Origin of the sequence: Streptomyces sp. NPDC005494, assembly GCF_042872025.1 — a bacterium.
Taxonomy (GTDB): Bacteria; Actinomycetota; Actinomycetes; order Streptomycetales; family Streptomycetaceae; genus Streptomyces.
In genome coordinates, this window is sequence record NZ_JBIAJR010000001.1 from 1,041,282 (window position 1) to 1,066,913 (window position 25,632).

The window sequence follows — 25,632 nt, forward strand, 5'->3', positions numbered from 1 at the left end:
GGAGGTGCCTCGGCCCGGAGGTGCCTCGGCCTAGAGGTGCCTCGGCCTGGAGGTGCCTCGGCCTAGAGGTGCGTCGGCTCGAACATCTTCAGCAGTGCGGGGAGCACCACGACCGACGGGCCAGGCGCGGCGAGGGCCTTGCCGAGGTCGGCGGCCAGGGTCTCCGGGCTGGTGAGGACCGCGGGCACGCCGAAGGACTCGGCCAGGGCGACGAAGTCCGGGCGGGAGAGCTCGGTGGCCGTGGCCTCGCCGAAGGCACCCGTCATGTACTCGCGCAGGATGCCGTAGCCCCCGTCGTCGACGATCAGCCAGGTGACGGGCAGGTCGTACTGCCGCACGGTGGCGAGTTCGGCGATGGAGTACATCGCGCCGCCGTCACCGGAGACCGCGAGCACCGGCTTCGTCGGATCGGCGGCGGCCGCGCCGATGGCGGCCGGGAAGCCGTAGCCGAGACCGCCCGCGCCCTGCGCCGAGTGCATCGTGTTCGGGTGGCGGGCGTCGAAGGCGGACCAGGCCCAGTAGGCGAGGATCGTCATGTCCCAGAAGCTGGGCGAGCTGTCGGGCAACGCCTCACGTACGGAGGCGAGCACCTGCTGCTCCAGCGTGAGGTCCTGGGCCGAGATCCGCTCGTGGACCCGGTCCAGCAGCGACCGTACGCGCTCGGCGGCGGTGTCGTCCTCGCGGGGCTCCACCGCCTCCAGGAGGTCGGCCAGGGCCTCGCGGGCGTCGGAGTGGATACCGAGGGCGGGGTGGTTGGACTCCAGCTTCCCGGCGTCGGCCTCGATCTGGATGACCCGGCCTCGCGGCGCGAAGGTGTGGTAGTTCGAGGAGAGCTCGCCGAGCCCCGACCCGACGACCAGCAGCACGTCCGCCGACTCCAGGAAGTCGGTGGTGTACCGGTCCTCCAGCCAGGACCTGAGCGAGAGCGGGTGCTCCCAGGGGAAGGCGCCCTTGCCGCCGAAGGTCGTGACGACCGGGGCGTCGATCTTCTCCGCGAGCGCGCGCAGCTTGCCGGCGGCGTCGGAGCGTACGACCCCGCCGCCCGCGATGATCACCGGACGCTCGGCGTTCGACAGCAGGTGGGCCGCCGCGAGGGTCAGCTCCGGTCGCGGGTACAGCTCGCGCGGGGTGGCGTCGAGCGCGCTGACCACGGGCAGGACCGTCCCGGCGAGCAGCACGTCCTGCGGGATCTCCACCCAGACCGGCCCGTGCGGGGCCGTGAGCGCGGACTCCCAGGCGGCGGCGATCGCGGAGGGGATCTGTGACGCCGTGCGGACGGTGTGCACGGACTTCACGATGTCCCGGAAGGACGCCTTCTGGTCGCGGAGCTCGTGCAGATAGCCGTGGCGCCCACCGCCGAGTCCTGCGGTGGGGATCTGGCTGGAGATCGCGAGCACGGGCGCGGACGCGGCTGCCGCCTCCTGGAGCGCGGCCAGGGAGGTGAGCGCGCCCGGGCCGGTGGAGAGCAGCAGGGGGGCCACCTCACCGGTGATGCGCCCGTAGGCGTCGGCGGCGAAGCCCGCGTTGTTCTCGACGCGCAGCCCGATGTACGAGAGCGAGGAGCGGCGCAGCGCGTCGAACATGCCGAGCGCGTGCTGTCCGGGCAGCCCGAAGACGGTGGTCGCGCCGAGACCCTGGAGGGTCTCGACGACGAGGTCGCCGCCGTTGCGGCCGGACGGGGGGTTCAGTGCCGCTTCGGCCTGGGCGGCGGTGAGCTGCGGGCGGTCGTCGTGGTCGTGGCTCACTGGGTGCGGCCCTCCGCGATCTGGCGGGACATGATCGTCGTCAGCTCGTACGCCGTGTGCGAGGCGGCGACGGACGTGATCTCCGCGTGATCGTACGCCGGGGCGACCTCGACCAGGTCCGCCGAGACGAGGTGGCAGGAGGAGAGCCCGCGCACGATCTCCAGGAGCTCGCGCGAGGTGAGGCCGCCTGCCTCGGGGGTACCGGTGCCGGGTGCGTGCGCCGGGTCGAGCACGTCGATGTCGATGGAGATGTAGAGCGGGCGGTCACCGATGCGCTGCCGCAGCTGGTCGGTGATCTCGTCCACGCCACGGCGCATGACGTCGGCGGACGTGACGATGCCGAAGCCCAGCTTGGCGTCGTCGGTGAGGTCCTGCTTGCCGTAGAGCGGGCCGCGGGTGCCGACGTGGGACAGCGCCTCGGTGTCGAGGATGCCCTCCTCGACGGCGCGGCGGAACGGGGTGCCGTGGGTGTACTCGGCGCCGAAGTAGGTGTCCCAGGTGTCCAGGTGGGCGTCGAAGTGGAGCAGGGCGACGGGGCCGTGCTTCTTGGCGACGGAACGCAGCAGGGGCAGCGCGATGGTGTGGTCGCCACCGAGCGTCATCAGCCGGGCGCCGGTGCCGAGGAGGTCGTCGGCGGCGGCCTCGATGGTCTCGACGGCCTCGTTGATGTTGAAGGGGTTCGCGGCGATGTCCCCGGCGTCGGCGACCTGGGCGAGTGCGAACGGGGAGGCGTCCTGCGCCGGGTTGTACGGGCGCAGGAGCCGGGAGGCCTCGCGGATGGCGTTGCCGCCGAAGCGGGCGCCGGGGCGGTAGGAGACACCGGTGTCGAAGGGCACGCCGACGACGGCGACATCGGCGGAGCCGACCTCGTCGAGCCGCGGCAGCCGGGCGAACGTCGCGGGTCCGGCGTACCGCGGGACGCGGGAGGAGTCGACGGGTCCGCGCGGCGTTTCGTTGCTGCTCATGAGTGCGGGTGCCTTTCGTTCAACGATGCACGCCTTGTGGGCGTTGATCCGGTATTCAGTCTTTCAGGGGGCGGACACGGGCTGCCCTCTGAGGTGGGGGCCGGCCCTGAGGTGAGGGCCGGTCCTGAGGTGGGGGCCGGTCCTGAGGTGGGAGCAGGCCCTGAGGTGGGAGCAGGCCCTGAGGTGGGAGCCGGTCCACCCCCTGCGACGGAGAAGGGCTCCGCGGTGCGGGAGGGCCCGTCTCCGGCACGGTGGGTCAGACGGTGACCGCGTCCGGGGTGGCCGGGCCCTCGGCACCGTCCTCGGCACCCCGCCCGGCCAGCCGCTCGCGCCATGCGGCCAGCACGGCGGCGTCGGTCGGCTTCGTCGCCAGCGAGACGACGACGTACACGGCGAGCGAGGCGAGCAGCCCGTAGTAGACCGGCTCGTTCGCGAGGATCCCGTACCCGGCCATCAGCCCGATCACCGCGACGCCGCCGACGACGACGGCGGCCAGCGCGCCCGCCGCCGTGCCCCGGCGCCACAGCAGACCGCCCAGGATCGGGACGAGCAGCCCGCCGACCAGCAGGTTGTAGGCGACGGTCAGGGCCTCGACGACGTCGTTGAGCGCGATGGCGATCACGATCACGGCGACGCCCATGATGAGGATGAACGCCCGGTTCCCCTTCACCTCGTCCCGTTCCTCGCCGCCGCCCCCGGCGACCACGCCCCGCAGCCGCGACCAGATGTCGTTGTTGGCCACGGTGGCGCAGGCGATCAGCGCGCCGGAGGAGGTGGACATCACCGCGGCGAGCGCGGCGGCCAGCACGAGCCCGCGCACGCCGACCGGCAGCTCGTCCTTCACGATGGTCGCGAAGGCCGCGTCCGCGCTGGCCAGCTTCGGGTACATCACCTTGGCGGCCGTGCCGATGACGGCTCCGGCGATCGCGTACACCAGGCAGTAGGTGCCGGCGACGGTGCCGCCCCAGCGTGCCGTGCTGTCGCTGCGCGCGGTGAACACGCGCTGCCAGATGTCCTGGCCGATCAGCATGCCGAAGGTGTAGATCAGGACGTACGTGAAGATCGTCTCGCCGCCGATGCCCAGCGGGTCGAAGTACTCCGTGGGCAGCTGCGCCTTCATCTCGCTGAAGCCGCCGGCCTTGATCACGGCGATCGGCAGGAGGAGGAGCAGAACGCCGATGGTCTTGACGACGAACTGCACCATGTCGGTGATCGTGATCGACCACATGCCGCCGAGCGTCGAGTACGCGACGACGATGGCGCCGCCGAGGACGATCGCGACGGTCCGGTCGATGTCGAACAGGACGTCGAAGATCGTGGCGTAGGCGATGGTCGACGTCACCGCGAGCATCAGCGTGTATGCCCACATGACGACGCCCGAGATGATCCCGGCCCGGCCGCCGTAGCGCAGGTCGAGCATCTCGGAGACGGTGTAGACCTTCAGCCGGGCGATGCGGGCGGAGAAGAACACGGACAGGGCCAGCAGCCCGAGGCCGATCGTGAAGACCATCCAGGCGCCGGAGAGCCCGTACTGGTAGCCGAGGCCGACGCCGCCGATGGTCGAGGCACCGCCGAGGACGATCGCGGCCATGGTGCCGGAGTACATCCAGGGGCCGAGCCGGCGCCCGGCGACCAGGAACTCACTCTTGGACTTGGCGCGGCGCATGCCCCACCAGCCCATGGCGAGCATGCCGGCCAGATAGACGACGATCACCGCGTAGTCGACAGCCATGGGCTTACCTCCGTCTCGTTTCCGTTCGAGGTCACGTGTCGTCAAGACGGTAGGTGGCTGGAAGCCGACGCTGAAGTGTACGTTTCCTCCATCCTCACCTCGCCGACCAGATGGATCATCCATGCCGGACTCCCCCGCCGGACCTCCTTCCCCGCCCATCCCGCTGGCCGGACTGCTGGCCCGGGAGGAGCTCGGACTGCACCGGATCGCCGGTCCGGACCACGCGGATCTGCTGTGGGTGCACACCTCGGAGATGGCCGACCCGTATCCGTATCTGCTCGGCGGCGAACTGGTGCTGACCGCGGGGGTCCAGCTCGCCGACGCCGACACCTATGTGGCCCGGCTGGTCCAGGCGGGGGCGGCGGCGCTCGGCTTCGGGGTGGCGCCGGTGCACGACACGGTGCCGGAGGCCCTGGTGGAGGCGTGCGAGCGGCACGGGCTGCCGCTGCTGGAGGTGCCGCCCGAGACGCGCTTCGCCGCGATCGCCCGGGCGGTGTGGCGGCTCATGGCGGAGGCCCGCCACCGTGAGCTGCGCCGGGTGACCCGGGCCCAGCAGGCCCTGGCGACGGCCGCGGCCCGGCCCGACCCGGTGCCAGCGGTGCTGCGGCAGCTGGCCGTGCAGCTGGAGGGCAGGGTCGCGCTGCTCACGGCGGACGGCGAGGTGCTGCACGCGGCGGGAGGACGTACGGCACCGGATGTGCGGGCGGCACTGGCGCGACTGGCCCGGGTGGTGACCCCCGCACCACCCGCCTCCCCCACCACATCCGCTTCCTCCGTCTCCTCCACGTCACCCGTGTCGTCGGTCTCCCCCACCTCACCCGCATCGTCCGGCTTGCCCGCCTCATCCGCCTCATCCGCCTCATCCGCCTCACCCGCACCGCCCGGCTCGCCCGCCCGGAAGCCGAGCCCCTCCTCGGCGACCGACACACGCGGCGGAAGCCAGCTCTCCGCGTACGCGCTCGGCGGTGCGCAGGGCCTCTCCCTGGTCCTGGCCACGCCCCGGCGTGAGTCCGGCGACCACACCGTCGCCGGTATCGCCGTCGTACTCCTTTCGCTGCTCACCGCCCCGCACCAGGGCGCGGACGCGGCGGGCCGCTCGGCCGCGCTCGTACGCCTGCTGCTGGGCGCGACCCCGCAGGAGGTGGCCCCGCTGCTGGGCGACGGCGACTCCTGGACGGTGGTCCACGCCCGGCGCACCGACGGCGCACCGGCCGACGCCCTGACCGCCGGCGCGCTCGCCGCCGCGCTGGGCTCCGCCCTGTCCGACGTGGACCGGGAGACGGTACGGGTCCTGCTGCCCGGCGTCGCCGAGGTGGCCCCGCAGCCCGGCTGGACGCTCGGCGCCTCCGAACCCACCCCCGCCTCGGCACTGCCCGCGGCCGATGCCCAGGCGGCCCGCGCACTGGGTCACGCGGAGGCCACCCACGCCGCCCTCACCAGACACCGCCCCGGCATCGGAGGTCTGGCCGACCTCATCCCCCCGGACCGCGCCGAGGCCCACTCCCGCGCCCTCCTGGCCCCGTTGACCGAACCCCTGGCCGAGACCCTGCGCTGCTGGCTGAGCCTCCACGGCAGCTGGGACCGCACGGCGGTGGCCCTGCGCATCCACCGCAACACGGTGCGCCAGCGCATCGCCCGGTGCGCTGCGCTGCTGGACGCGGACCTGGACGACATGGACGTACGGACGGAGCTGTGGTTCGCGCTGCGATGACCCGGCCCCGGACGCGCCGCAGCGCCGTCCATCCGTGCGTCCGTGCGTCCGTGCGTCCGCAGGGCGTTCACCCGGAGGGCTCGAGGCCCATCCTCACCAGCGCGCCCGCCTCGCTGATCAGCAGTTCCGGCACGTGATCCTCGTAGAAGCGGATCTGTCCGATGACGCCCTCGGTGCGCGAGTGCCGCGCCAACTGCTCCAGGAGCGGCTCCAGGTCCGGCAGGGACTCCGCGTGCACCTCCTGCCGCACGGTCAGCGACCAGCCCTTCTCGCCACGGGTCAGCTCGCCCACCAGCAACCCACCGGTACGGGCGGCCGGACCGCGGTCGGCCAGGAGGGGGCAGGCGTCGGCAGGTCGGCCTGCGGGGGCACCCTTCGCGTCCTCGTGTCCGCCCGCGTCGGTACCGAGGTGCCACCTCAGTCCGTCCACGAACTCGCCCGGCGTGGCAGCACCCAGGTCCAACGCGAGGTCCACCACGAACAGATCACCCATGCCGGGAATGTACAGCGGTCACCGCACGGCCGGCCGACGCCACCGGACCGCTCCTCCTCCGGCCGCCGGGCAGGCCGCCGTTCACCATTCCCGCGTGGCGATCAGTTCCTCCGCGTCCGCCCCCGCGAAGCCGTACGCGGTCGCGATGCGCCAGAAGTCCTCGCCTATCTCCTCGCGCGCGGTGGTCTCGATCTCGCTTCCCGCCGCCTCGAACTCGGTTTCCAGATCGTTGAATTCCTCCGTCGCCGCGTGAGTCAGCGCATAGAGCGCCGGCAGGCCGTCGGGCCGCTCGGCCTCGATCCGCTCGCAGAGCCGCACCAGGACGGCCTTCCCCTTGTCCACGACGTGGTCCGGGAAGTACTCGTCCGCGTACATCCCGCCCAGGAACGCGTGCCCCGCCATCTGCCGGTTCGTGATCGTCACGACCGTCCCCCCGTCACATCCTTGCTCCGTCCACTCGATGGTGCACCACACCACTGACAGAGCCCGGCCGGACGGGGAGCAGACAGCGGACAGCGCCTGCGCGCCGGTGCGCACAGGCGCGCTCCGACGCGTCGAACAGGCCTCGCGCGCCCCCCTTTCAGGGCCTGTCCGGGCAGGTCAACGGGGTGGCACGCTGCCGTTGATCACGGGCATCGCCCGGCACGCAACAGCGAAAGGTCTCTCCGTGAAGCGCATCACCGCACTCGCCACCACCGCGATCGTCCTGGCCTTCGGACTGGGCACAGGCCCCGTCTCGGCCACGGACACGACCAGGCCGACAGCCACCGGGGCCTCCGCTCCGAGCGCCGCGTTCACGCGCTGCACCCACGGTTACTTCTGCGCCTTCGACGGGTGGAACGGCGAGGGGACACGCTGTCAGTGGTCGGCCGCCGAGATGCGGAACACCGCCGACAACTGCTCCTTCATCCGCGCCGGGAAGAACGTCCGCTCCGTGTGGAACAAGACCGAGCACCGCGTGCAGTACTACACGCAGACCAACTTCAACTCGCGTGTCGGCTCCACGCTCGCCGGTCAGGGCGGCAACCTCCAGGGGAACTACCAGATCCGTTCCTTCCGGCCCCAGTAGGCCGCGCCCGGCCCGCCCCGTGGGGCGGGTGCCGTGACCGGTGCCGACCGGGCGGGGTCGCTCACCGCACGCGGGAGCGGTCCTCGCCCTCGTCCTCGTCGTCGTCCCCCGGGATGTGGACGTCGAAGACGTTGATGTTGATCTCGACGACCTCCAGTCCCGTCATCGACTCCACCGCGTCGGTCACATTGCCCCTGACCTTGTCCGCGAGTTCGTGGATCGCCACGCCGTACTCGACCTCGATGTCGACATCCACTGCGGCCTGCTTCTCGCCGACCTCCACCTTCACGCCACGTCCGCCACCGGAGGACCCGCCCACGCGCCCCGCAACGGCGCCTATCGCCTTCGACGCGCCCCGGCCCACCGAGTGCACGCCCTCGGTCTCGCGGATGGCTATACCGGCGATGGTGGCCACCACTCCGTCGGCGATGGTGGTCCTGCCACGCGTCTTCTCACCCGAATTCCCGCCCGGGGTTCCGAATTCAGCCATGACTGCCTCACAGGGAGTTGATGCGGCGAGGCTGCTCGCGTCCTCACCGGCTCTCATTTCACTGTGCGCCTGACCGCCCTCCCCCGCCATCGAGGCATACGCAGCGCTCCGTCCGGCCACGCTCCGCCACCGGTCCGCCCGGGCGCCCCGCGGTGTGCCCGCGCGTGCTGCGCATCACCCTGGACAGCCACCGTGACCGCCGGGTAACTTTTGAACCGGGACTGAGCAAGCGCTTAGCCACCGCGACCGAAGCTGAAGCTGACACCAGGAGGCATCCCGTGCGCCGTACGGTTTACAACGAGGACCACGAGGCGTTCCGGGAGACCATCCGCGCCTTCATCGAGTCCGAGGTCGTCCCCGTCTACGACGAGTGGTTCGCGGCGGGCCAGGCGCCCCGCGACTTCTACTACAAGCTCGCCGAGCTGGGCATCTTCGGCATCGAGGTGCCCGAGGAGTACGGCGGCGCGGGCGTGGAGTCCTTCAAGTTCGAGGCCATCCTGTACGAGGAGACCGCCCGCGCGGGCATCTCCTTCGGCGGCTCCGGTGTGCACGTCCTGCTCTGTCTGCCGTACCTCAAGGCGTACGCCACCGAGGAGCAGAAGAAGCGCTGGCTGCCGGACTTCGTCTCCGGCAAGTCGATGTACGCGATAGCCATGACCGAGCCGGGCACCGGTTCGGACCTGGCCGGCATGAAGACGACGGCCAAGCTCTCCGAGGACGGCACGCACTACGTCCTCAACGGCGCCAAGACCTTCATCACCGGTGGTGTGCACGCCGACAAGGTCATCGTCTGTGCCCGCACGGACGCCCCCAAGGCCGACGACCGCCGCCACGGCATCTCGCTCCTGGTGGTCGACACCAAGTCCGAGGGCTACTCGGTCGGACGCAAGCTCGACAAGCTGGGCCTGAAGGTCTCCGACACCGCCGAGCTGGCCTTCGTCGACGTCAAGGTTCCCGTCGAGGACCTCCTGGGCGAGGAGAACAAGGGCTTCTCCTACCTCGGCCAGAACCTCCCGCAGGAGCGCCTCGGCATCGCCGTCGGCGCGTACGCGCAGGCGAAGGCCGCCGTGCGGTTCGCCCAGCAGTACACCCAGGACCGCACCGTCTTCGGCAAGACGGTCGCGTCCTTCCAGAACACCAAGTTCGAGCTGGCCGCCTGCAAGGCCGAGGTCGACGCGGCCGAGGCCGTCTGCGACCGCGCGATCGAGGCTCTGGACGCGGGTGAGCTCACCCCCGCCGAGGCCGCTTCGGCGAAGCTGTTCTGCACCGAGGTCGCGCACCGCGTGATCGACCGCTGCCTCCAGCTGCACGGTGGCTACGGCTTCATGAACGAGTACCCGATCGCCCGGCTCTACACGGACAACCGCGTCAACCGCATCTACGGCGGCACCAGCGAGGTCATGAAGTCGATCATCGCCAAGTCCATGGGTCTCTGAGAGCGGCTACGTTCTCATCCATGAGCGCAGCACTCGACTCCCTGCTCGATCTGCTCGACCTCGAGCAGATCGAGCAGGACATCTTCCGGGGCACGAGCCGTTCGGCCGTGGTGCCCCGCGTCTTCGGCGGCCAGGTCGCGGCCCAGGCCCTGGTCGCCGCCGGGCGCACGGTCCCCGACGACCGGGGTGCCCACTCCCTGCACGCGTACTTCCTGCGCCCGGGTGACCCCGGCGCGTCCATCGTCTACAGCGTCGACCGGATCCGCGACGGGCGGTCCTTCACCACCCGCCGGGTCGTCGCCGTGCAGCACGGCAAGCCGATCTTCCACCTCTCGGCGTCCTTCCAGGTGCACGAGGAGGGCTTGGACCACCAGGCCGTCATGCCCTCGGCGCCGGACCCGGAGACCCTGCCGACGACGGCGGAGATGCTGCCGCGCCACGCGCACCGCTTCACCGACCCGAGCATGGTGGACCGGCTGCTGGAGGCCCGGGCGGCCGTGGACCTGAGGTACGTCGACGCGCCTCCGTTCGCCACCGCCGGCGAACCGCGCGAGCCCCGCTCCCAGGTCTGGTTCCGGACCCACGGCAAGCTGGCGGACGATCCCCTGCTGCACGTCTGCCTGGCGACGTACGTCTCCGACATGACGCTGCTCGACTCCGTGCTGCTCGCCCACGGGCGCGGCGGCTGGTCGGTCGGTGACGTGGTGGGTGCCAGTCTCGATCACGCGATGTGGTTCCACCGCCCGTTCCGCGCCGACGAGTGGCTGCTGTACGACCAGGAGTCGCCCTCGGCCTCCGGCGGACGGGGTCTCGGGCAGGCGAGGATCTGGACGGCGGACGGGAAGCTGGCCATCACGGTCATCCAGGAAGGGCTCGTCCGCGTCCCGAGGGACTGACACCGCGTCCCGAGGGACTGCCACCGCGTCCCGAGGAACTGGAGCGCGCCCCGAGGAACCGACGTCGCGTCCCGAGGGACCGGAACCGGGTTCGCACTTCACGCCGCGTCCCGAGGGACCGAACCCGCACATTCGGACATACTGCCCACCATGGGTGACGAGCAGACCGAGGGCGGCGAGTCCACGTTCACCGTCGTCGTCGCGGCGGCGGCCAATCTCGGGATCGCCGTGGCGAAGCTGGCGGCGGGACTGATCAGCGGTTCGAGCGCGATGCTCTCGGAGGCCGCGCACTCCGTCGCCGACACCGTCACCGAGGTCATGCTGCTCACCGCGCTCAAGCGCAGCGAGAAGCCGCCCGACGAGGCCCATCCCCTGGGCTACGGCCCCGAGCGGTACATCTGGGCGATGCTCGCCGCCGTCGCGACGTTCGTCGGCGGCGCGGTGTTCTCCCTGTACGACGGGATCCACACCCTGCTCAAGGGCGAGGAGCTGGGCGATCCGCTCGTCTCGTACATCGTGCTCGCGGTGGCCTTCCTGCTGGAGGGCTTCTCGCTGCGCACGGGTGTCCGGCAGGTGCGCGGCGAGGCCGCCCGGCTGCGGATGCCCGCGCCGCGCTATCTGCGCCGGACCCCCGACACGGCGGTCAAGGCGGTCGTGATGGAGGACTCGGCGGCCCTGGCCGGACTGCTGCTGGCGGCAGGCGGTCTGCTCGGCGGGCAGCTGACCGGTTCCGGGGTCTGGGACGGCATCGCCTCGGTCCTGATCGGCTTCCTGCTGGTGTACGTGGCCTGGGTGCTCTGCCGGTCCAACGCCCAGCTGCTGATCGGCCGTCCGCTGCCGGCGGAGATGCGGGCCGGGGTGCGCGAGGAACTGCTGTCGGTGCCGCACATCGTCGAGGTGCTGGAGCTGACCACGCTGATCCAGGGCCCCTCGGAGCTGCTGGTCGCCGCCAAGGTCGACTTCCGGGACGCGTCGACGGCCCGGCAGATCGAGTGGGCGTGCGAGGAGGCGGAACAGCAGTTGCGGGAGCGCTACCCGGCCGTCCAGCGGGTGTACCTGGACCCGACTCCGGGGCGCAGGCAGCGGCCGGAGGCGCGCGCCGGCAGCTGAGACGGGCGCCGGTGGACCGGGCGTGAGCCGGTCGCACAACGGACGGGCGGAGTGCTGCGAAAGGCCGGGGTCCGGGCTCCGCGCGAGGGGTAGGACCCGGCCGTCCGCTTCGCCGAGCGAGGAGTACCCGGCCATGACGCACCACCCGCCGCCCTTCGTCCTGGACCCCGCCGCCCGCGACGCGGAGGCGGAACACGCACTCCTGCGCGCCCAGGGGTCCGCCGCCCGTATCGACATCCTCGGGGTGGAGGCCTGGTCGGTGACCGATCCGGTCCTGCTGAAGGAGTTACTGACCAGCCCGGACGTGTCCAAGGACGCGCGCCGGCACTGGCCCGGCTTCGAGGACGCCGTGCAGACCTGGCCGCTGGCCCTGTGGGTGGCCGCGACGAACATGTTCACCGCGTACGGCGGGGACCACCGGCGTCTGCGCCGCATCGTCGCCCCGGCGTTCAGCGCACGGCGCATCGCCGCGCTGCAGCCGACCGTCGAGGGCATCGTGGAGCGGCTGCTGGACGGACTGGAGGCCACGCCCCCGGGCGAGGTCGCCGACGTACGGGAGCTGTTCGCCTATCCGCTGCCCATCGCGGTCATCGGCACGCTGCTGGGTGTCCCCGAGGACCGGGCCACCGAGTTCCGCGGCCTCGTCAACGACGTGTTCGCCACCACCCTGACCCCCGAGGAGGCCGCCGCCAACGCGGAGCAGCTGTACGCGATGCTCGACGCCCTCATCGCCGCCAAGCGGGCCGATCCGGGTGAGGACATGGCGTCCGTGCTGATCGCGCTGGGTGAGGAGGGCGCCGACGGGCAGACCCTGGCCGAGGAGGAGCTGCGCGACACGCTGCTCCTGATGATCAACGCCGGTTACGAGACCACCGTCAACCTGATCGACCAGGCCGTCACGGCCCTGCTCACCCATCCCGAGCAGCTCACCCACGTCCGGGAGGGCCGCGCGACGTGGCCGGACGTCGTGGAGGAGGCCCTGCGCCACTCAGCGCCGGTCAAGCACCTTCCCCTGCGGTACGCCCTCGCCGACATCCCGTTGCCCGACGGGCGGACCATCGCGGAGGGGGAGGCGATACTCGCGTCCTACGCGGCGGCCAACCGCCACCCCGGCTGGCACGCCGATCCGGACGCCTTCGACGTCACCAGGATCACCAAGGAACACCTCGCCTTCGGGCACGGCATCCACTTCTGCCTCGGCGCGGCGCTGGCCCGCATGGAGGGGGAGATCGCGCTGGGAGCGTTCTTCGAGCGCTTCCCCGACGCCGAACTCGCCCCTGCCGACGGAGACATGCGGCCGGTGGCCTCCCTGATCAGCAACGGCCACCGGTCGCTTCCCGTGCGCCTGCGCCCGCGCCGGAGCTGACCCGGCGGGGGTGAGCCGGCTCAGCCGAGATCCGCGAAGAACTCGCGTACGTCCGCGACGAGGAGTTCGGGCTGCTCCAGGGAGAGGAAGTTGCCGCCGCGGTCGAACTCGGTCCAGCGGACCACGTTGTGGTCGCGCTCGGCGAAGCGGCGGATCGCGACGTCGGACGGCAGGGCGACGGCCACCGCGGTGGGCACGGTGCCGCGTTCCCTGGGCGCCCAGGCGCTCGGGTCGTGGGCCATCTCGTAGTAGAGGTGGGCCGAGGATCCCGCCGTGGCGTTGAACCAGTACGGCCTGACGTTGGACTACCGGGATCACTCGGGAGCCTCGGCGCGCCGCCTGGTCGAGCCCCAGCGCGTCGTGAACTGGGGCCGTCGCTGGTACCTCGTGGCGTGGGACGTGGACCGCGAGGACTGGCGCGTCTTCCGCGTGGACCGGCTCACGCCGCGGCTGCCGGCCGGCCCGCGCTTCGCCCCCCGGGAGGACCCGGAGGGGAACGCGGCCACGTACGTCGCGGGAAAGGTCTCGGCCGCGGCCTGGCGCCATCACGCCCGGGTGACGGTCCACGCCCCCGCGGCGGCGGTCCTGGAGCGGATCAACCCCGCCGTGGGGTCGGTGGAGACGGTCGACGCGGAGACCTGCGTCCTGGACACCGGAGCCGACTCCCTGGACTCCCTCGCCGTCCATCTGGGCATGCTGGGCTTCGACTTCACGGTGACCGAGCCACCCGAACTCGTGGCGCACCTGAGGGAGCTCGCCGCGCGTTACGCACGCTCCACGGAGGGGAGCAGCCCGGCCGCGTCCAGCAGGTAGTCGGTCATCGGGTCGTAGAACCGGGGGTCGGTGACGTGGTCGTCCAGGGGCACGGTGACCTGGAGGGTGCCTTCCGCCTCGCCCAGGAACAGCGCGGGGTCGTTGCAGTCCGCGTAGCCGATCGAGTCGATGCCGCGCTGCCCGGCGCACCCGGCCCAGCCGTGGTCGGCGACCACCAGGTCGGGCTGCGGGCGGCCCTCACGCTCGAGGGCGTCCAGGATCGTGGCCATCGGTACCGGGGAGTGGGTGTGCCACAGGGTGGCTCCGCGCTCCAGCACCGCGACGTCGGCGAACTGGAAGACCATGCCCTCGTCCGCCATCAGGCCGCCGGGGATCCGTACGATCTCGCATCCGGCGGCGCGCAGGGCGTCCGCGGTCTGCCGGTGCACGTCCAGCAGCCCGCCCGGGTGCCCGGTCGCGAAGAGCACCCGCTCCCCGTCGGCCGCCGCCTTCCGCAGCCGGGCCGCCATACGGTCGAGGGCGTCGACCGTCAGCTCCGGGTCGATGGTGTCCTGCCCCTGCCGGTGCTCCGGGTCGTCGCTGACACCGCATCTCTCGGCCATGACGGCCAGCACGTCCTGCTCGTCGCTCCACCGGTTCCCGAGCTCCAGGCCCAGCCAGAAATGGCGGTTGCCGTTCGCGAGCTGGCGGTAGTGGGAGAGGTTGTTGTCACGAGGGGTGGCGACGTCGCCCGCGATGCGCGTGCGGACGAGGTGCTCGACGAGGGCGGCGCGGCTGGGTATCGGCATGCACCCATTGTGCCGTCGGGGGCGCGCTGTGTGCCCGGTGTCTCGTACGGCGAAATCCCCCGTCAGCGCGGCGCCGGTTCCGCCCCGCGTCCGTTCGCCCGCACGACTCCCGCGCGCGGCCCGGGGGCGTGCGGGCGGCGCCCGGCCGGGAGGGCCCGCGCTCCGCCCCGGCCCGCCAGCCGGCAGCCGAGGCAGCCGGGGTGGCCCAGGCGGGCGCCGGTGTCACGGGTCCGCCAGCCCTGGAGGGCCGGGGGGCGCGGCCCGGTGGCCTTGCCCCATCCCGCCAGATGCAGGATCCAGCAGGTCAGGGCCGCGAGGACCACGATCGCCACGCCGAGCCACAGGACCGCGGCGGACGCGGTGACGACCGCGGCGCCCAGCACCGTGCTGCCCAGGGCGCCGATCGACGTACCGGTCCATCCGGCCACGGTGTGGCCCAGGTCGTGGTCACCGTGCGCGCTCACGTCGGCTCCTCGGGGTGTGATAGTTCAGCGACCGGCTCTGCACCGGACGCCAATAGCTTACGAACTAAGTAACTTAGAGACTAAGGGGATTTCGGGTGGACGGCAAGAAGCGTCCGGAGGCGACGGCCGGCCAGGCGCTGCAGGCGATGGACCGGATGATCGCGCTCGCGCAGTTCGGGCAGCACGACATCGCCGGGCGGCTCGGCCTGAACACCACCGACCTGACCTGCCTCGGCTTCGTGATGGAGGCAGCACTGGCGGGCGGCGCGCTCACCGCGGGCGATCTCGCCGAGCGGGCGCGGCTGACCACCGGTGCGGTGACCGGTGTGCTCAATCGACTGGAGAAGGCGGGCTACGCCCGGCGCCGGCCCGTCGAAGGCGACAGGCGCCGGGTGCACGTGGTGATGGAGGAGTCGGCCCAGGCACGCGTCCTGGCGGTGTACGGCCCGTTCTACGACCGCCTGGGCACGCTGTTCGCCGACTACGGGCCGGAGGAGATCGCCGTGCTGACCGACTGGTTCACCCGCGCCCGGGCGGCCATGCAGGAATCACTGGAGGAGATCAGGGGCGGTACCGAGGGCGGCAGCTGAGCGGCGCGGACGGCGGCCACCGGCCCCGGGGCCTACGCGGCCGCCGCGGCGAACGCCCCGCGCGCCAGCCGGTGGAGCAGCGCCGCCGTGGCGGCACGGTCCGGGAGGGCTTCGGGGCGGGTCAGGTGGGGGGTGGAGTTCAGCAGGCCGAACACCGCGTGGACGGTGACCCGGGCCTCGCTCTCCGCGAGGGACGGATAGAGGGCGCGCACGACCTCGACCCAGACCTCGACGTACTGCCGCTGGAGCTGGCGTACGCGCTTGCGGTCGGTGTCGCGCAGGCGGTCCAGCTCGCGGTCGTGGAGGGTGATCAGGGGACGGTCGTCCAGCGCGAAGTCGATGTGACCCTCGATGAGGGCGTCGAGGAGCGCCTCGGGGGAATGACCGCCGGCGGCGTCGTCCTCGGTGACGCGCAGCCTGCCGCCGGCCAGCAGGCGCTCGCTGATGCCGACGAGCAGCTCGGCGAGCATCGCGTCCTTGCCGGGGAAGTGACGGTAGAGGCCGGGGCCGCTGATGCCGACCGCCGCCCCTATCTCGTCGACCCCCACACCGTGGAAGCCGCGCTCGGCGAAGAGGCGGGCGGCCTCCCTCAGGATCTGCTCGCGGCGGGTGGGGGCCGCGACACGGGCGGCGGCATGGGTGCTCATGAGGATTCATTCTAGACAGGCGGGTTAGCGCTCGTTAACCTGAGCGACATGCGTTAACGCTCGTTAAGGCCGGTCGGCACACGCGGGGGCGGCCGGCCCGACTCTCATCCCACCACCGCGGTACGGGCAAGGGGGCTCGACAGGATGCAGCAGGCACCGGTCCTGGTGAGCGCGGCCGATCCCGCCTCGGAGGCCTGGCAGGCCAACGAGGCGGCGCATCACGCGCTCGCCGACGAGCTGCGCAAGCGGCTCGCCACGGCACGGCTCGGCGGGGGTGAGAAGGCCCGCGCCCGGCACGTGGCGCGAGGGAAGCTGCTGCCCCGCGAACGCGTGGACGCCCTGCTCGATCCCGGCTCGCCCTTCCTGGAGCTCGCACCTCTCGCGGCCGAGGGGCTGTACGGGGGCGCGGCACCGGCGGCCGGGGTGATCGCCGGAATCGGGCGGGTCAGCGGCCGGGAGTGCGTGATCGTCGCCAACGACGCGACCGTCAAGGGCGGCACGTACTACCCGATGACGGTGAAGAAGCACCTGCGCGCCCAGGAGGTGGCCCTGGAGAACAGGCTGCCGTGCCTGTATCTCGTGGACTCGGGTGGCGCCTTCCTCCCGATGCAGGACGAGGTGTTCCCCGACCGGGACCATTTCGGGCGGATCTTCTACAACCAGGCCCGGATGTCCGGTGCGGGGATCCCCCAGATCGCTGCGGTCCTCGGCTCCTGCACGGCCGGCGGGGCGTACGTCCCGGCCATGAGCGACGAGGCCGTGATCGTCCGGAACCAGGGCACGATCTTCCTGGGCGGCCCGCCCCTGGTGAAGGCCGCCACGGGTGAGGTCGTGACGGCCGAGGAGCTGGGCGGCGGCGAGGTGCACTCGCGCACGTCCGGGGTCACCGACCATCTCGCCGAGGACGACGCGCACGCGCTGCGGATCGTGCGGAACATCGTCGCCACGCTCCCGGACCGGGCCCCGCTGCCCTGGTCCGTGGAGCCCGTCGAGGAGCCGAAGGCCGATCCGGCCGGACTGTACGGCGCGGTGCCCGTCGACTCGCGTACGCCCTACGACGTGCGGGAGGTCATCGCCCGGGTGGTGGACGGCTCGCGCTTCGCGGAGTTCAAGGCGGAGTACGGCCAGACGCTGATCACCGGCTTCGCGCGGATCCACGGCCACCCCGTCGGTATCGTCGCCAACAACGGGATCCTGTTCTCCGAGTCCGCCCAGAAGGGCGCGCACTTCATCGAGCTGTGCGACCAGCGCGGCATCCCGCTGGTGTTCCTCCAGAACATCTCCGGCTTCATGGTCGGCCGGGACTACGAGGCCGGGGGCATCGCCAAGCACGGCGCCAAGATGGTGACGGCCGTGGCGTGCACGAGGGTCCCGAAGCTGACGGTCGTGGTCGGCGGATCGTACGGCGCGGGGAACTACTCCATGTGCGGCCGGGCGTACGGCCCGCGGTTCCTGTGGATGTGGCCGAACGCCAAGATCTCCGTCATGGGCGGCGAGCAGGCCGCCTCGGTGCTGGCCACCGTCAAGCGCGACCAGATCGAGGGGCGCGGCGAGGAGTGGCCCGCCGAGGAGGAAGAGGCCTTCAAGGACCCGGTCCGCGCACAGTACGAGCAGCAGGGCAGCGCCTACTACGCCACCGCCCGGCTCTGGGACGACGGCGTGATCGACCCGACGGAGACCCGCCAGGTGCTGGGGCTCGCCCTGACCGCGTGTGCCAACGCCCCGCTGGGCGAGCCCAGCTTCGGCGTCTTCCGGATGTGATGTGAGGACTTCCATGTTCAGCACTGTTCTGGTCGCCAACCGCGGCGAGATCGCCGTCCGGGTCATCCGGACGCTGCGCGAGCTCGGCGTGCGGTCGGTCGCCGTCTTCAGCGACGCCGACGCGGACGCCCGGCACGTCCGGGAGGCGGACACCGCGGTACGGATCGGGCCCGCGCCCGCCGCGGAGAGCTATCTGTCGGTGGAGCGGCTGCTGGACGCCGCCCGCCGCACGGGCGCCGAGGCCGTCCATCCGGGATACGGCTTCCTCGCCGAGAACGCGGGCTTCGCCCAGGCGTGCGCGGAGGCGGGCCTGGTCTTCATCGGCCCGCCCGCCGCGGCGATCTCGCTGATGGGCGACAAGATCCGTGCCAAGGAGACCGTCGCGGCGGCCGGCGTGCCTGTGGTGCCCGGCTCCTCGGGGAGCGGGCTCACCGACGCGCGACTGGAGGCGGCGGCCCGGGAGATCGGGATGCCGGTCCTGCTGAAGCCGTCGGCGGGCGGCGGCGGCAAGGGCATGCGGCTGGTGCGCGAGGAGGCGCTGCTCGCCGACGAGATCGCGGCGGCCCGGCGTGAGGCGCGTGCCTCGTTCGGTGACGACACGTTGCTCGTGGAGCGGTGGATCGACCGGCCGCGCCACATCGAGATCCAGGTCCTGGCCGACGCGCACGGCAATGTGATCCACCTCGGCGAGCGCGAGTGCTCGCTCCAGCGCCGCCACCAGAAGATCATCGAGGAGGCCCCCTCGGTCCTGCTCGACGAGCGGACGCGGGCCGCGATGGGCGAGGCGGCCGTGCAGGCGGCCCGGTCCTGCGGCTATGTGGGGGCGGGGACGGTCGAGTTCATCGTCCCGGGCAACGACCCTTCCTCGTACTACTTCATGGAGATGAACACCCGTCTCCAGGTCGAGCACCCCGTCACCGAGCTGATCACCGGGCTCGACCTGGTGGAGTGGCAGCTCCGGGTGGCCTCCGGCGCCCGCCTGCCGTACGCACAGGCCGACATCACCCTCACCGGGCACGCCGTCGAGGCGCGGGTCTGCGCGGAGGATCCGGCGCGCGGTTTCCTGCCGTCCGGCGGCACCGTGCTCGCGCTCCACGAACCGCAGGGCGGCGGCGTGCGCACGGACTCGGGCCTCAGCGAGGGCGTCCCGGTCGGCAGCACGTACGACCCGATGCTCTCGAAGGTCATCGCGTACGGCCCCGACCGGGCCACGGCGCTGCGCCGTCTGCGGGCGGCGCTCGCGGACACGGTGGTGCTGGGCGTCCCGACGAACGCGGGCTTCCTCCGGCGGCTGCTGGCCCACCCCGCGGTGACGGCGGGCGAGCTGGACACCGGGCTCGTGGAGCGGGACGCGGACAGCCTGGTTCCGGACGGAGTGCCCCAGGAGGTGTACGCCGCCGCGGCCCTGCTGCGGCAGCCACCGCCCCGGCCGGCCGCCACCGGATGGGTGGATCCGTTCTCGGTGCCCAGCGGCTGGCGGCTGGGCGGAACACCTGCCGAAACCTTCCACCACTTCCGGGTGCCGGGCCACGACCCGGTGCGCGTGGGGCTGCGTACGGGCGCGGAGGGCACGGCGGCCCTGACGTTCGGCCACGCCGGGGACCGCGAGGAGCATGCCGACGCGTGCGGCCCCCTGCCCTCGCTGCCCGGCTCGGAGAGCTCCAGGCTCGTCGAGGTGTCCGGGCAGCGCGTCGTCGTCGAACTCGACGGCATGACCCACGCGTTCAGCAGGGCGTCCTCGTCCGAGGGGATCTGGCTCGGCAGGGACGGAGACAGCTGGCACGTACAGGACCACGACCCGGTGGAGGCCTCGCTCAGCGGCGCGGCCCGCTCGGGCGTGGACACCCTGGCCGCGCCCATGCCGGGGACCGTCACGGTGGTGAAGGTGGCGGTCGGGGACCAGGTCGTGGCCGGCCAGAGCCTGCTGGTCGTCGAGGCGATGAAGATGGAGCACGTCATCTCCGCCCCGCACGCCGGCACCGTCACCGGGCTGGACGTCACCGCCGGCGCCACGGTCGCGATGGACCAGATCCTGGCCGTGGTGACCCCCGAGGAGGAGTCGTGACCGGCATCGGACTGCCCATGAGGGTGCCCGCGGCAGATCTGCCGGCCCGGGTCCGTATCCACGAGGTCGGCGCGCGCGACGGTCTGCAGAACGAGAAGTCCGTCGTACCGACCGAGGTGAAGGCGGAGTTCATCCGCCGGCTCGCCGGGGCCGGGCTGTCCACGATCGAGGCCACCAGCTTCGTGCATCCGAAGTGGGTGCCCCAACTGGCCGACGCGGAGCAGCTGTTCCCGCTCGTCTCGGACGTCGCGGACGCCGGTGAGGTGGCGCTGCCCGTCCTCGTACCGAACGAGCGGGGCCTGGACCGGGCGCTCGCGCTCGGCGCCCGCCGGATCGCCGTGTTCGGTTCGGCGACCGAGACGTTCGCCGCCCGCAACCTCAACCGCACGGTCGACGAGTCGCTCGCGATGTTCGAGCCCGTCGTGGCCAGGGCCAGGGCGGCCGGGGTGCACGTGCGGGGCTACCTGTCGATGTGCTTCGGCGACCCGTGGGAGGGGGCCGTGCCCGTCGCCCAGGTCGTCCGGGTCGCGAAGGCGCTGATGGACCTCGGCTGCGACGAGCTGTCCCTCGGCGACACGATCGGCGTGGCCACCCCCGGCCATGTGCGGGAGCTGCTCTCCGGGCTGAACGAGGCGGGCGTGCCCACCGGCACCATCGGGGTGCACTTCCACGACACATACGGCCAGGCGCTCTCCAACACCCTGGCCGCGCTCCAGCACGGGGTGACGACGGTGGACGCCTCCGCGGGCGGCCTCGGCGGCTGCCCGTACGCGAAGAGCGCGACCGGAAATCTCGCCACCGAGGATCTCGTGTGGATGCTCGACGGCCTCGGTGTCGACACCGGGGTCGATCTCGGCGCACTCACCGCCACGAGCGTGTGGATGGCCGAACAACTGGGCCGCCCGAGCCCGTCCCGTACCGTCCGCGCGCTGTCCCACGAGGAGTGAAGCACCCATGTCCCTTGACCACCGGCTGACCGCCGAGCACGAGGAACTGCGGCGTACCGTCGAGGAGTTCGCCCACGACGTGATCGCCCCGAAGATCGGCGACTTCTACGAACGCCACGAGTTCCCCTACGAGATCGTGCGCGAGATGGGACGGATGGGCCTGTTCGGCCTGCCCTTCCCCGAGGAGTACGGCGGCATGGGCGGCGACTACCTCGCCCTCGGGATCGCCCTGGAGGAGCTGGCCCGGGTCGACTCCTCCGTGGCGATCACCCTGGAGGCCGGCGTCTCGCTCGGCGCCATGCCGGTCCACCGGTTCGGGACCGAGGAGCAGAAGCAGCGGTGGCTGCCGAGGCTCTGCTCGGGCGAGGCGCTCGGCGCGTTCGGGCTGACGGAGCCCGACGGCGGCTCGGACGCGGGCGGCACACGGACGACCGCGGTGCTGGACGAGGCGACGGACGAGTGGGTGATCAACGGCTCCAAGTGCTTCATCACCAACTCCGGTACGGACATCACGGAGCTGGTCACGGTCACGGCGGTGACCGGCCGCAAGGAGAACGGCGCCCCGCGCATCTCCGCGATCATCGTCCCGTCCGGCACCCCCGGCTTCACGGTCGCCGCCCCGTACTCCAAGGTCGGCTGGAACGCCTCCGACACCCGGGAGCTGTCCTTCTCCGACGTCCGCGTCCCGGCGGCCAACCTGCTGGGCGAGGAGGGGCGCGGATACGCGCAGTTCCTGCGGATCCTGGACGAGGGCAGGATCGCGATCTCGGCGCTGTCGACGGGCCTGGCGCAGGGCTGTGTGGACGAGTCGCTGAAGTACGCGAAGGAGCGGCACGCCTTCGGGAAGCCGATCGGCGCCAACCAGGCCATCCAGTTCAAGATCGCCGACATGGAGACGCGGGCGCACATGGCCCGGATCGGCTGGCGGGACGCGGCCTCCCGGCTCGTCGCGGGCGAGCCGTTCAAGAAGGAGGCGGCGATCGCGAAGCTGTACTCCTCCACGGTGGCGGTGGACAACGCCCGGGACGCGACGCAGATCCACGGCGGGTACGGCTTCATGAACGAGTACCCGGTGGCCCGCATGTGGCGCGACTCCAAGATCCTGGAGATCGGCGAGGGCACGAGCGAGGTGCAGCGGATGCTCATCGCCCGGGAGCTGGGGATGGACGCCTGAGACTCCGAGGGCCGAGGGATATCTACTCCACATCAGGTGTATATATCCCTCGGCCCTGGGAGGTCCGCCATGGCGAAGACCCGCGTGGATGTGGACGACCGGATGCTGGCCTTGGCCCAGCAGCAGCTCGGCACCTCGACCAAGCGGAGACGGTCAACCGAGCACTGACGATAGCTGCCGCGGTCAGTACGGACGACCGGGTCCGGGCCCTGCGCTGGCTGCAGGACAACGCGCACCAGTTCCTGGACTTCGGCGTCCTGGAAGAACGGGAGCGGTCAGGTCTGTGAGCTGTCTCGCCGGCACATCGGCCGTCTGGCGACTGCTCCGGCGCCATGTGGAAGAGCCGTGGCCGAGGCGCGTCGCCCGAGGCCTCGTGTCACTCTGCCCGCCCGTGGAGTCCGAACTCATGCCGACCCTGCGGGCGGACCGGGACCACGAGCCGTTCTTCACCATGCTCGGCCAGACTTTCGGATGGGTTCCCGCCCTCGAAGACCCCTGGCCGAGGATCATCGAAGTGCAGCGAGAGCTCGTGCGGATCGGCCACCACAGGGGCCCCTCGCCCATCGACATCCTCATCGCTCTCACAGCCCGGCAGCACCGGCTCACCGGGCTGCACGTGGACGACGACTTCAGCGCGATCGCGAAGGTGTGCCCGGACATCGACATGCTGCGCCTGCGGCCGCTCACCGGCTGAGCTCGGGCCTTCGCGACAGCCGCCTCCCCCGGCCGGGGGACGGCGGCTTTCCTCGGGGACGGCGGCTTTCCTCTGCGCGAGTAACGGAACGGTCGCTTCCCTTGCCCTGTCCGGTGGCGACATGTGAGGTTAGGCTAGCCTTCCTTCAGATCACCGACGGGCGCCCTGCGGCGCGTACGAAAGCAGACCCACTCATGGCCAACCTCCGGACCAGCCCACTCTCCCGCCGCGGCCTGCTGGCCGCCGGTGGCGCCGTAGGCCTCGGCGCCGTCCTCGCAGCCTGCGGTGACGGCGACGAGAACACCTCCGACTCGGGTAAGGCCTCGGAGAAATCCGGCCCCTGGTCCTTCAAGGACGACCGTGGCCAGACGGCCGAGGCGCAGTCCGTGCCGAAGAACATCGTCGCGTTCATCGGCGTCGCCGCCGCGCTCCACGACTACGGCATCGAGGTCAAGGGCGTCTTCGGCCCGACGAAGACCGCTGACGGCAAGCCCGACGTGCAGGCGGGCGACCTGGACATCAGCAAGGTCGAGGTGCTCGGCAACGTCTGGGGCGAGTTCAACGTCGAGAAGTACACCGGCCTCGCGCCGGAGCTCCTCGTCACCGCCATGTGGGAGAAGGACGCCCTCTGGTACGTGCCGGACCAGTCCAAGGACAAGATCCTGAAGCTGGCCCCGAGCGTCGCCCTGTGGGCCGCGCAGACCACGGTCCCCAAGGCGATCCAGCGCCACGAGGACCTCGCGGCCTCCCTCGGCGCCGACGTCAAGGCGAAGAAGGTCACCGACGCCAAGGCCGCGTTCGAGAAGGCCGCCGCCCGGCTGCGCGCCGCCGCCAAGTCCCAGCCGAACATCAAGGTGCTGGTGGGTTCGGCCAGCCAGGACCTGTTCTACGTCTCCCTCGCCAAGACGTCCGCCGACACCCTGTACTTCCAGGAGCTCGGTGTGCAGTTCGTCGAGCCGAAGGTCAACGAGGCCGGCTTCTTCGAGGAGCTGAGCTGGGAGAACGTCGACAAGTACGGTGCCGACATCATCATGATGGACAACCGTTCCTCGGCCCTGCAGCCGGACGCCCTGACGTCCAAGCCGACGTGGGCCCAGCTGCCCGCGGTCAAGGCCGGCCAGGTCATCCCGCGTACGACGGAGCCCATCTACTCCTACGACAAGTGCGCGCCGATCCTCGACGCCCTCGCCGAGGCCATCGAGAAGGCGAAGAAGGTCAGCTGACCTCCGGGCCCGGCCGGGATCCGCTCCCGGCCGGGCCTCCTCCGTCAGCTCCTGGGAGGAGCCCTCGCATGAGGACCGCTGCCGCGCCCACCGTCGCCCCCTTCCGGTTCTGCGGCCTGACGGTCCTGCGGGCCCGTCGGCTCAGCCCCTCCATGCAGCGGGTCACCTTCGGTTACTGGCGACGGGGAATGAGCGGGACGAGCTGAGGCAGGAGGCGACGGCAGCGTCCGCGTAGCCGGCTTCCACCCGCCGCGCACCGCGTACGACGACCGCCCTGTGGGCGGCGGCCGAACCAAGCTGTATCCGATTCAACCAAACCGTACAGTCGGTTACGTACGACGAGGGTGACGGCCTCCGCACGGTCCGCACAGCGGCGAAGCCCCCCTCCCCGCCCGCCGCCTCGCCCTGGGGACGGGCGCCGCGCCGGAGTGGCCCGCCGGCCGCCCGCCGGTCCGCGGCTCCGGCCGGGCTCCCCCGCGAGCGCCCGCCGACCCCGGCCCCGCACAGCCACGGCCGCTACAGCGTGTGGGGCGACCACGGGTCGGCCGAGCAGCCGCTTCGGCGCCCGCCGCTTCGCACTGGACCACCGTCAGGTCGACGCGGGGGCGATCACCCGCCACCGGCACGGCCCGGACCTTCCCCTGGAGGCGCCGGAATCCTTCGTCGGTCCGCGCCCCACCCTGGGCCTGTCGGCCGAGATCCTGTCGGTGTACCTGGCGGAGATCTTCCCCCCGCCCTGGCCGGAACCGCGTACGGACCGGCCGAGGAACCGACCACGGCCGCACAAGCCGCCGTGGCCGGTTTCCGAGCCACCGGGTCAGGCGTGACCGAGGGTCACCTCCCGCTCTTTCGCCAGCAACGGCGGGCTCGGCGCCGGGGTCGACGAGCGCCGCGCGTCCGAGCCCGGGGCGGCGGCCGGAATCCGGCCGGACCGGTCGGCCGCGCGGCGTGATCGCGCCACCTTCACGGCGGGCGCGGGGCTCGGCCACCGGCTGACACCCGTCCACCGCCGACAGCGGTGGAACAAGCCGGCCGCCTCCGGTGTCCGGCCCCGCCTTCTCGGCGTGCCTGGATGAGAACCTATGCGACATCTCCGGCATAAGCACTTCACTCCATGAGATTTCTGCCCGATTTCGGGCAGATTTCTTGCGAACCAGGCCCGCTCCACGCAATATCGACGAGTGCTCGAACGCCGCCCTACGCATGACGACCTCATCGACCACCTCGTACGCTCCACCGCGCTCCAGCGCGGTGAGGCCGCCAGGGTGATCCTCGACGTGCTGGCGTACTTCGACGAGACGACCGAGGACTTCGTCCGGCGCCGCCACCGCGAACTGCAGGCGGGCGGCCTGGTGAACGCGGAGATCTTCGAGCGGATCGCGGCCGAGCTGCCGCACCGCGCGGTGGCACCGCAGGAGCTCTCGCTCCGCCAGCTGCGACGCATCGTCTACGGCTGAACCGCACGGGCGGGCCGGGCACCGAACTTTTGTAC

General features: G+C 71.8%; 25 protein-coding genes and 1 pseudogene. 16 read left to right on the top strand and 10 right to left on the bottom strand.

What is annotated here, in order from left to right:
* Positions 1-62: 62 nt before the first annotated feature.
* From ACFYQ6_RS04625 to ACFYQ6_RS04635, 3 genes are all read right to left on the bottom strand, one after another.
* Positions 63-1,745: a thiamine pyrophosphate-binding protein gene (locus tag ACFYQ6_RS04625; protein WP_388760470.1), complete on the bottom strand. Its 1,683-nt coding sequence runs from the start codon at positions 1,743-1,745 to the stop codon at positions 63-65.
* On the bottom strand, positions 1,742-2,710 hold the full coding sequence (gene speB / locus ACFYQ6_RS04630) for an agmatinase (RefSeq protein ID WP_356734894.1): 969 nt from the start codon (positions 2,708-2,710) through the stop codon (positions 1,742-1,744). Before speB ends, ACFYQ6_RS04625 begins: the two co-directional genes overlap by 4 nt.
* Positions 2,711-2,966: 256 nt before the next feature.
* Positions 2,967-4,442 carry a sodium:solute symporter gene (locus tag ACFYQ6_RS04635; protein WP_388760473.1) on the bottom strand — a complete coding sequence of 492 codons (1,476 nt, stop codon included), beginning with the start codon at positions 4,440-4,442 and terminating at the stop codon, positions 2,967-2,969.
* A gap of 121 nt (positions 4,443-4,563) precedes the next feature.
* On the opposite strand from ACFYQ6_RS04635, the gene ACFYQ6_RS04640 reads away from it, so the two are divergent.
* Complete coding sequence (locus ACFYQ6_RS04640) at positions 4,564-6,153, top strand: PucR family transcriptional regulator (RefSeq protein ID WP_388760476.1); 1,590 nt, start codon at positions 4,564-4,566, stop codon at positions 6,151-6,153.
* A 67-nt stretch (positions 6,154-6,220) separates the two neighbouring features.
* Here the strand turns inward: ACFYQ6_RS04640 and ACFYQ6_RS04645 are convergent, their stop codons facing one another.
* Together ACFYQ6_RS04645 and ACFYQ6_RS04650 are read right to left on the bottom strand one after the other, a co-directional pair.
* Positions 6,221-6,646 (bottom strand): hypothetical protein, encoded by a 426-nt coding sequence (locus ACFYQ6_RS04645; protein ID WP_361571658.1) that lies wholly within the window; start codon positions 6,644-6,646, stop codon positions 6,221-6,223.
* 81 nt (positions 6,647-6,727) lie between these two features.
* Entirely contained in the window at positions 6,728-7,069 is a 342-nt protein-coding gene (locus ACFYQ6_RS04650; RefSeq protein ID WP_388760479.1) for a DUF5713 family protein, read from the bottom strand.
* 244 nt (positions 7,070-7,313) lie between these two features.
* Between ACFYQ6_RS04650 and ACFYQ6_RS04655 the strand changes: the two genes are divergently transcribed.
* Entirely contained in the window at positions 7,314-7,715 is a 402-nt protein-coding gene (locus tag ACFYQ6_RS04655; RefSeq protein WP_388760482.1) for a peptidase inhibitor family I36 protein, read from the top strand.
* Positions 7,716-7,776: 61 nt separating this feature from the next.
* On the opposite strand, the gene ACFYQ6_RS04660 is transcribed toward ACFYQ6_RS04655, so the two are convergent.
* Positions 7,777-8,205, bottom strand: coding sequence for an Asp23/Gls24 family envelope stress response protein (locus tag ACFYQ6_RS04660; RefSeq protein ID WP_361571666.1), 429 nt, complete (start codon positions 8,203-8,205; stop codon positions 7,777-7,779).
* A 278-nt stretch (positions 8,206-8,483) separates the two neighbouring features.
* Between ACFYQ6_RS04660 and ACFYQ6_RS04665 the strand changes: the two genes are divergently transcribed.
* The 4 genes from ACFYQ6_RS04665 to ACFYQ6_RS04680 all read left to right on the top strand — a co-directional run bounded on the left by ACFYQ6_RS04665 (position 8,484) and on the right by ACFYQ6_RS04680 (position 13,013).
* Positions 8,484-9,641 (top strand): acyl-CoA dehydrogenase family protein, encoded by a 1,158-nt coding sequence (locus ACFYQ6_RS04665; protein WP_361571669.1) that lies wholly within the window; start codon positions 8,484-8,486, stop codon positions 9,639-9,641.
* Positions 9,642-9,661: 20 nt separating this feature from the next.
* Positions 9,662-10,537 carry an acyl-CoA thioesterase II gene (locus tag ACFYQ6_RS04670; protein ID WP_361571672.1) on the top strand — a complete coding sequence of 292 codons (876 nt, stop codon included), beginning with the start codon at positions 9,662-9,664 and terminating at the stop codon, positions 10,535-10,537.
* Positions 10,538-10,687: 150 nt separating this feature from the next.
* Complete coding sequence (locus ACFYQ6_RS04675; RefSeq protein WP_388760487.1) at positions 10,688-11,647, top strand: cation diffusion facilitator family transporter; 960 nt, start codon at positions 10,688-10,690, stop codon at positions 11,645-11,647.
* A gap of 133 nt (positions 11,648-11,780) precedes the next feature.
* On the top strand, positions 11,781-13,013 hold the full coding sequence (locus tag ACFYQ6_RS04680; protein WP_388760491.1) for a cytochrome P450: 1,233 nt from the start codon (positions 11,781-11,783) through the stop codon (positions 13,011-13,013).
* A 20-nt stretch (positions 13,014-13,033) separates the two neighbouring features.
* Here the strand turns inward: ACFYQ6_RS04680 and ACFYQ6_RS04685 are convergent, their stop codons facing one another.
* A complete protein-coding gene (locus ACFYQ6_RS04685) occupies positions 13,034-13,255 on the bottom strand; it encodes a hypothetical protein (protein ID WP_388760494.1) in 222 nt (73 codons plus the stop codon).
* A gap of 52 nt (positions 13,256-13,307) precedes the next feature.
* Between ACFYQ6_RS04685 and ACFYQ6_RS04690 the strand changes: the two are divergent.
* Positions 13,308-13,826, top strand: a pseudogene (locus ACFYQ6_RS04690) (helix-turn-helix transcriptional regulator); the annotation flags it as partial.
* Here ACFYQ6_RS04690 and ACFYQ6_RS04695 read toward each other — a convergent pair.
* Both ACFYQ6_RS04695 and ACFYQ6_RS04700 read right to left on the bottom strand, forming a co-directional pair.
* Complete coding sequence (locus tag ACFYQ6_RS04695; RefSeq protein WP_361571686.1) at positions 13,778-14,575, bottom strand: phosphatase; 798 nt, start codon at positions 14,573-14,575, stop codon at positions 13,778-13,780. The pseudogene ACFYQ6_RS04690 and the gene ACFYQ6_RS04695 overlap by 49 nt on opposite strands.
* 62 nt (positions 14,576-14,637) lie before the next feature.
* A complete protein-coding gene (locus tag ACFYQ6_RS04700) occupies positions 14,638-15,039 on the bottom strand; it encodes an HGxxPAAW family protein (RefSeq protein ID WP_361571689.1) in 402 nt (133 codons plus the stop codon).
* 95 nt (positions 15,040-15,134) lie between these two features.
* On the opposite strand from ACFYQ6_RS04700, the gene ACFYQ6_RS04705 reads away from it, so the two are divergent.
* Complete coding sequence (locus ACFYQ6_RS04705; RefSeq protein WP_361571691.1) at positions 15,135-15,629, top strand: MarR family transcriptional regulator; 495 nt, start codon at positions 15,135-15,137, stop codon at positions 15,627-15,629.
* Positions 15,630-15,661: 32 nt separating this feature from the next.
* On the opposite strand, the gene ACFYQ6_RS04710 is transcribed toward ACFYQ6_RS04705, so the two are convergent.
* A complete protein-coding gene (locus ACFYQ6_RS04710) occupies positions 15,662-16,276 on the bottom strand; it encodes a TetR/AcrR family transcriptional regulator (protein ID WP_361571694.1) in 615 nt (204 codons plus the stop codon).
* 144 nt (positions 16,277-16,420) lie between these two features.
* Here ACFYQ6_RS04710 and ACFYQ6_RS04715 point away from each other — a divergent pair, with 144 nt between their 5' ends.
* From ACFYQ6_RS04715 to ACFYQ6_RS04750, 8 genes are all read left to right on the top strand, one after another.
* On the top strand, positions 16,421-18,037 hold the full coding sequence (locus tag ACFYQ6_RS04715; RefSeq protein WP_361571696.1) for a carboxyl transferase domain-containing protein: 1,617 nt from the start codon (positions 16,421-16,423) through the stop codon (positions 18,035-18,037).
* Positions 18,038-18,050: 13 nt separating this feature from the next.
* The gene (locus tag ACFYQ6_RS04720; RefSeq protein WP_361571699.1) at positions 18,051-20,102 is read left to right on the top strand and encodes an acetyl-CoA carboxylase biotin carboxylase subunit; all 2,052 of its coding nucleotides are present in this window, start codon (positions 18,051-18,053) and stop codon (positions 20,100-20,102) included.
* Between the two features lie 17 nt (positions 20,103-20,119).
* The gene (locus ACFYQ6_RS04725) at positions 20,120-21,049 is read left to right on the top strand and encodes a hydroxymethylglutaryl-CoA lyase (protein WP_361572405.1); all 930 of its coding nucleotides are present in this window, start codon (positions 20,120-20,122) and stop codon (positions 21,047-21,049) included.
* A gap of 7 nt (positions 21,050-21,056) precedes the next feature.
* Positions 21,057-22,223 carry an acyl-CoA dehydrogenase family protein gene (locus ACFYQ6_RS04730; RefSeq protein WP_361571702.1) on the top strand — a complete coding sequence of 389 codons (1,167 nt, stop codon included), beginning with the start codon at positions 21,057-21,059 and terminating at the stop codon, positions 22,221-22,223.
* A gap of 391 nt (positions 22,224-22,614) precedes the next feature.
* Positions 22,615-22,917: a VapC toxin family PIN domain ribonuclease gene (locus tag ACFYQ6_RS04735; protein ID WP_388760501.1), complete on the top strand. Its 303-nt coding sequence runs from the start codon at positions 22,615-22,617 to the stop codon at positions 22,915-22,917.
* A 194-nt stretch (positions 22,918-23,111) separates the two neighbouring features.
* Positions 23,112-24,140, top strand: coding sequence for an ABC transporter substrate-binding protein (locus ACFYQ6_RS04740; protein ID WP_361571708.1), 1,029 nt, complete (start codon positions 23,112-23,114; stop codon positions 24,138-24,140).
* Between the two features lie 68 nt (positions 24,141-24,208).
* A complete protein-coding gene (locus ACFYQ6_RS04745; RefSeq protein ID WP_388760504.1) occupies positions 24,209-24,346 on the top strand; it encodes a hypothetical protein in 138 nt (45 codons plus the stop codon).
* A gap of 975 nt (positions 24,347-25,321) precedes the next feature.
* On the top strand, positions 25,322-25,597 hold the full coding sequence (locus ACFYQ6_RS04750; protein ID WP_325745847.1) for a hypothetical protein: 276 nt from the start codon (positions 25,322-25,324) through the stop codon (positions 25,595-25,597).
* Positions 25,598-25,632 lie beyond the last annotated feature (35 nt).

Bases quoted from the DNA above. Each gene is read 5' to 3' on its own strand.
- ACFYQ6_RS04640 (WP_388760476.1), top strand. From the start codon at position 4,564: ATGCCGGACTCCCCCGCCGGACCTCCTTCCCCGCCCATCCCGCTGGCC.
- ACFYQ6_RS04670 (WP_361571672.1), top strand. From the start codon at position 9,662: ATGAGCGCAGCACTCGACTCCCTGCTCGATCTGCTCGACCTCGAGCAG.
- speB (WP_356734894.1), bottom strand. From the start codon at position 2,710: ATGAGCAGCAACGAAACGCCGCGCGGACCCGTCGACTCCTCCCGCGTC.
- ACFYQ6_RS04745 (WP_388760504.1), top strand. From the start codon at position 24,209: ATGAGGACCGCTGCCGCGCCCACCGTCGCCCCCTTCCGGTTCTGCGGC.
- ACFYQ6_RS04685 (WP_388760494.1), bottom strand. From the start codon at position 13,255: ATGGCCCACGACCCGAGCGCCTGGGCGCCCAGGGAACGCGGCACCGTG.
- ACFYQ6_RS04710 (WP_361571694.1), bottom strand. From the start codon at position 16,276: ATGAGCACCCATGCCGCCGCCCGTGTCGCGGCCCCCACCCGCCGCGAG.
- ACFYQ6_RS04675 (WP_388760487.1), top strand. From the start codon at position 10,688: ATGGGTGACGAGCAGACCGAGGGCGGCGAGTCCACGTTCACCGTCGTC.
- ACFYQ6_RS04660 (WP_361571666.1), bottom strand. From the start codon at position 8,205: ATGGCTGAATTCGGAACCCCGGGCGGGAATTCGGGTGAGAAGACGCGT.
- ACFYQ6_RS04635 (WP_388760473.1), bottom strand. From the start codon at position 4,442: ATGGCTGTCGACTACGCGGTGATCGTCGTCTATCTGGCCGGCATGCTC.
- ACFYQ6_RS04730 (WP_361571702.1), top strand. From the start codon at position 21,057: ATGTCCCTTGACCACCGGCTGACCGCCGAGCACGAGGAACTGCGGCGT.
- ACFYQ6_RS04715 (WP_361571696.1), top strand. From the start codon at position 16,421: ATGCAGCAGGCACCGGTCCTGGTGAGCGCGGCCGATCCCGCCTCGGAG.
- ACFYQ6_RS04680 (WP_388760491.1), top strand. From the start codon at position 11,781: ATGACGCACCACCCGCCGCCCTTCGTCCTGGACCCCGCCGCCCGCGAC.
- ACFYQ6_RS04725 (WP_361572405.1), top strand. From the start codon at position 20,120: ATGAGGGTGCCCGCGGCAGATCTGCCGGCCCGGGTCCGTATCCACGAG.
- ACFYQ6_RS04720 (WP_361571699.1), top strand. From the start codon at position 18,051: ATGTTCAGCACTGTTCTGGTCGCCAACCGCGGCGAGATCGCCGTCCGG.
- ACFYQ6_RS04740 (WP_361571708.1), top strand. From the start codon at position 23,112: ATGGCCAACCTCCGGACCAGCCCACTCTCCCGCCGCGGCCTGCTGGCC.
- ACFYQ6_RS04695 (WP_361571686.1), bottom strand. From the start codon at position 14,575: ATGCCGATACCCAGCCGCGCCGCCCTCGTCGAGCACCTCGTCCGCACG.
- ACFYQ6_RS04645 (WP_361571658.1), bottom strand. From the start codon at position 6,646: ATGGGTGATCTGTTCGTGGTGGACCTCGCGTTGGACCTGGGTGCTGCC.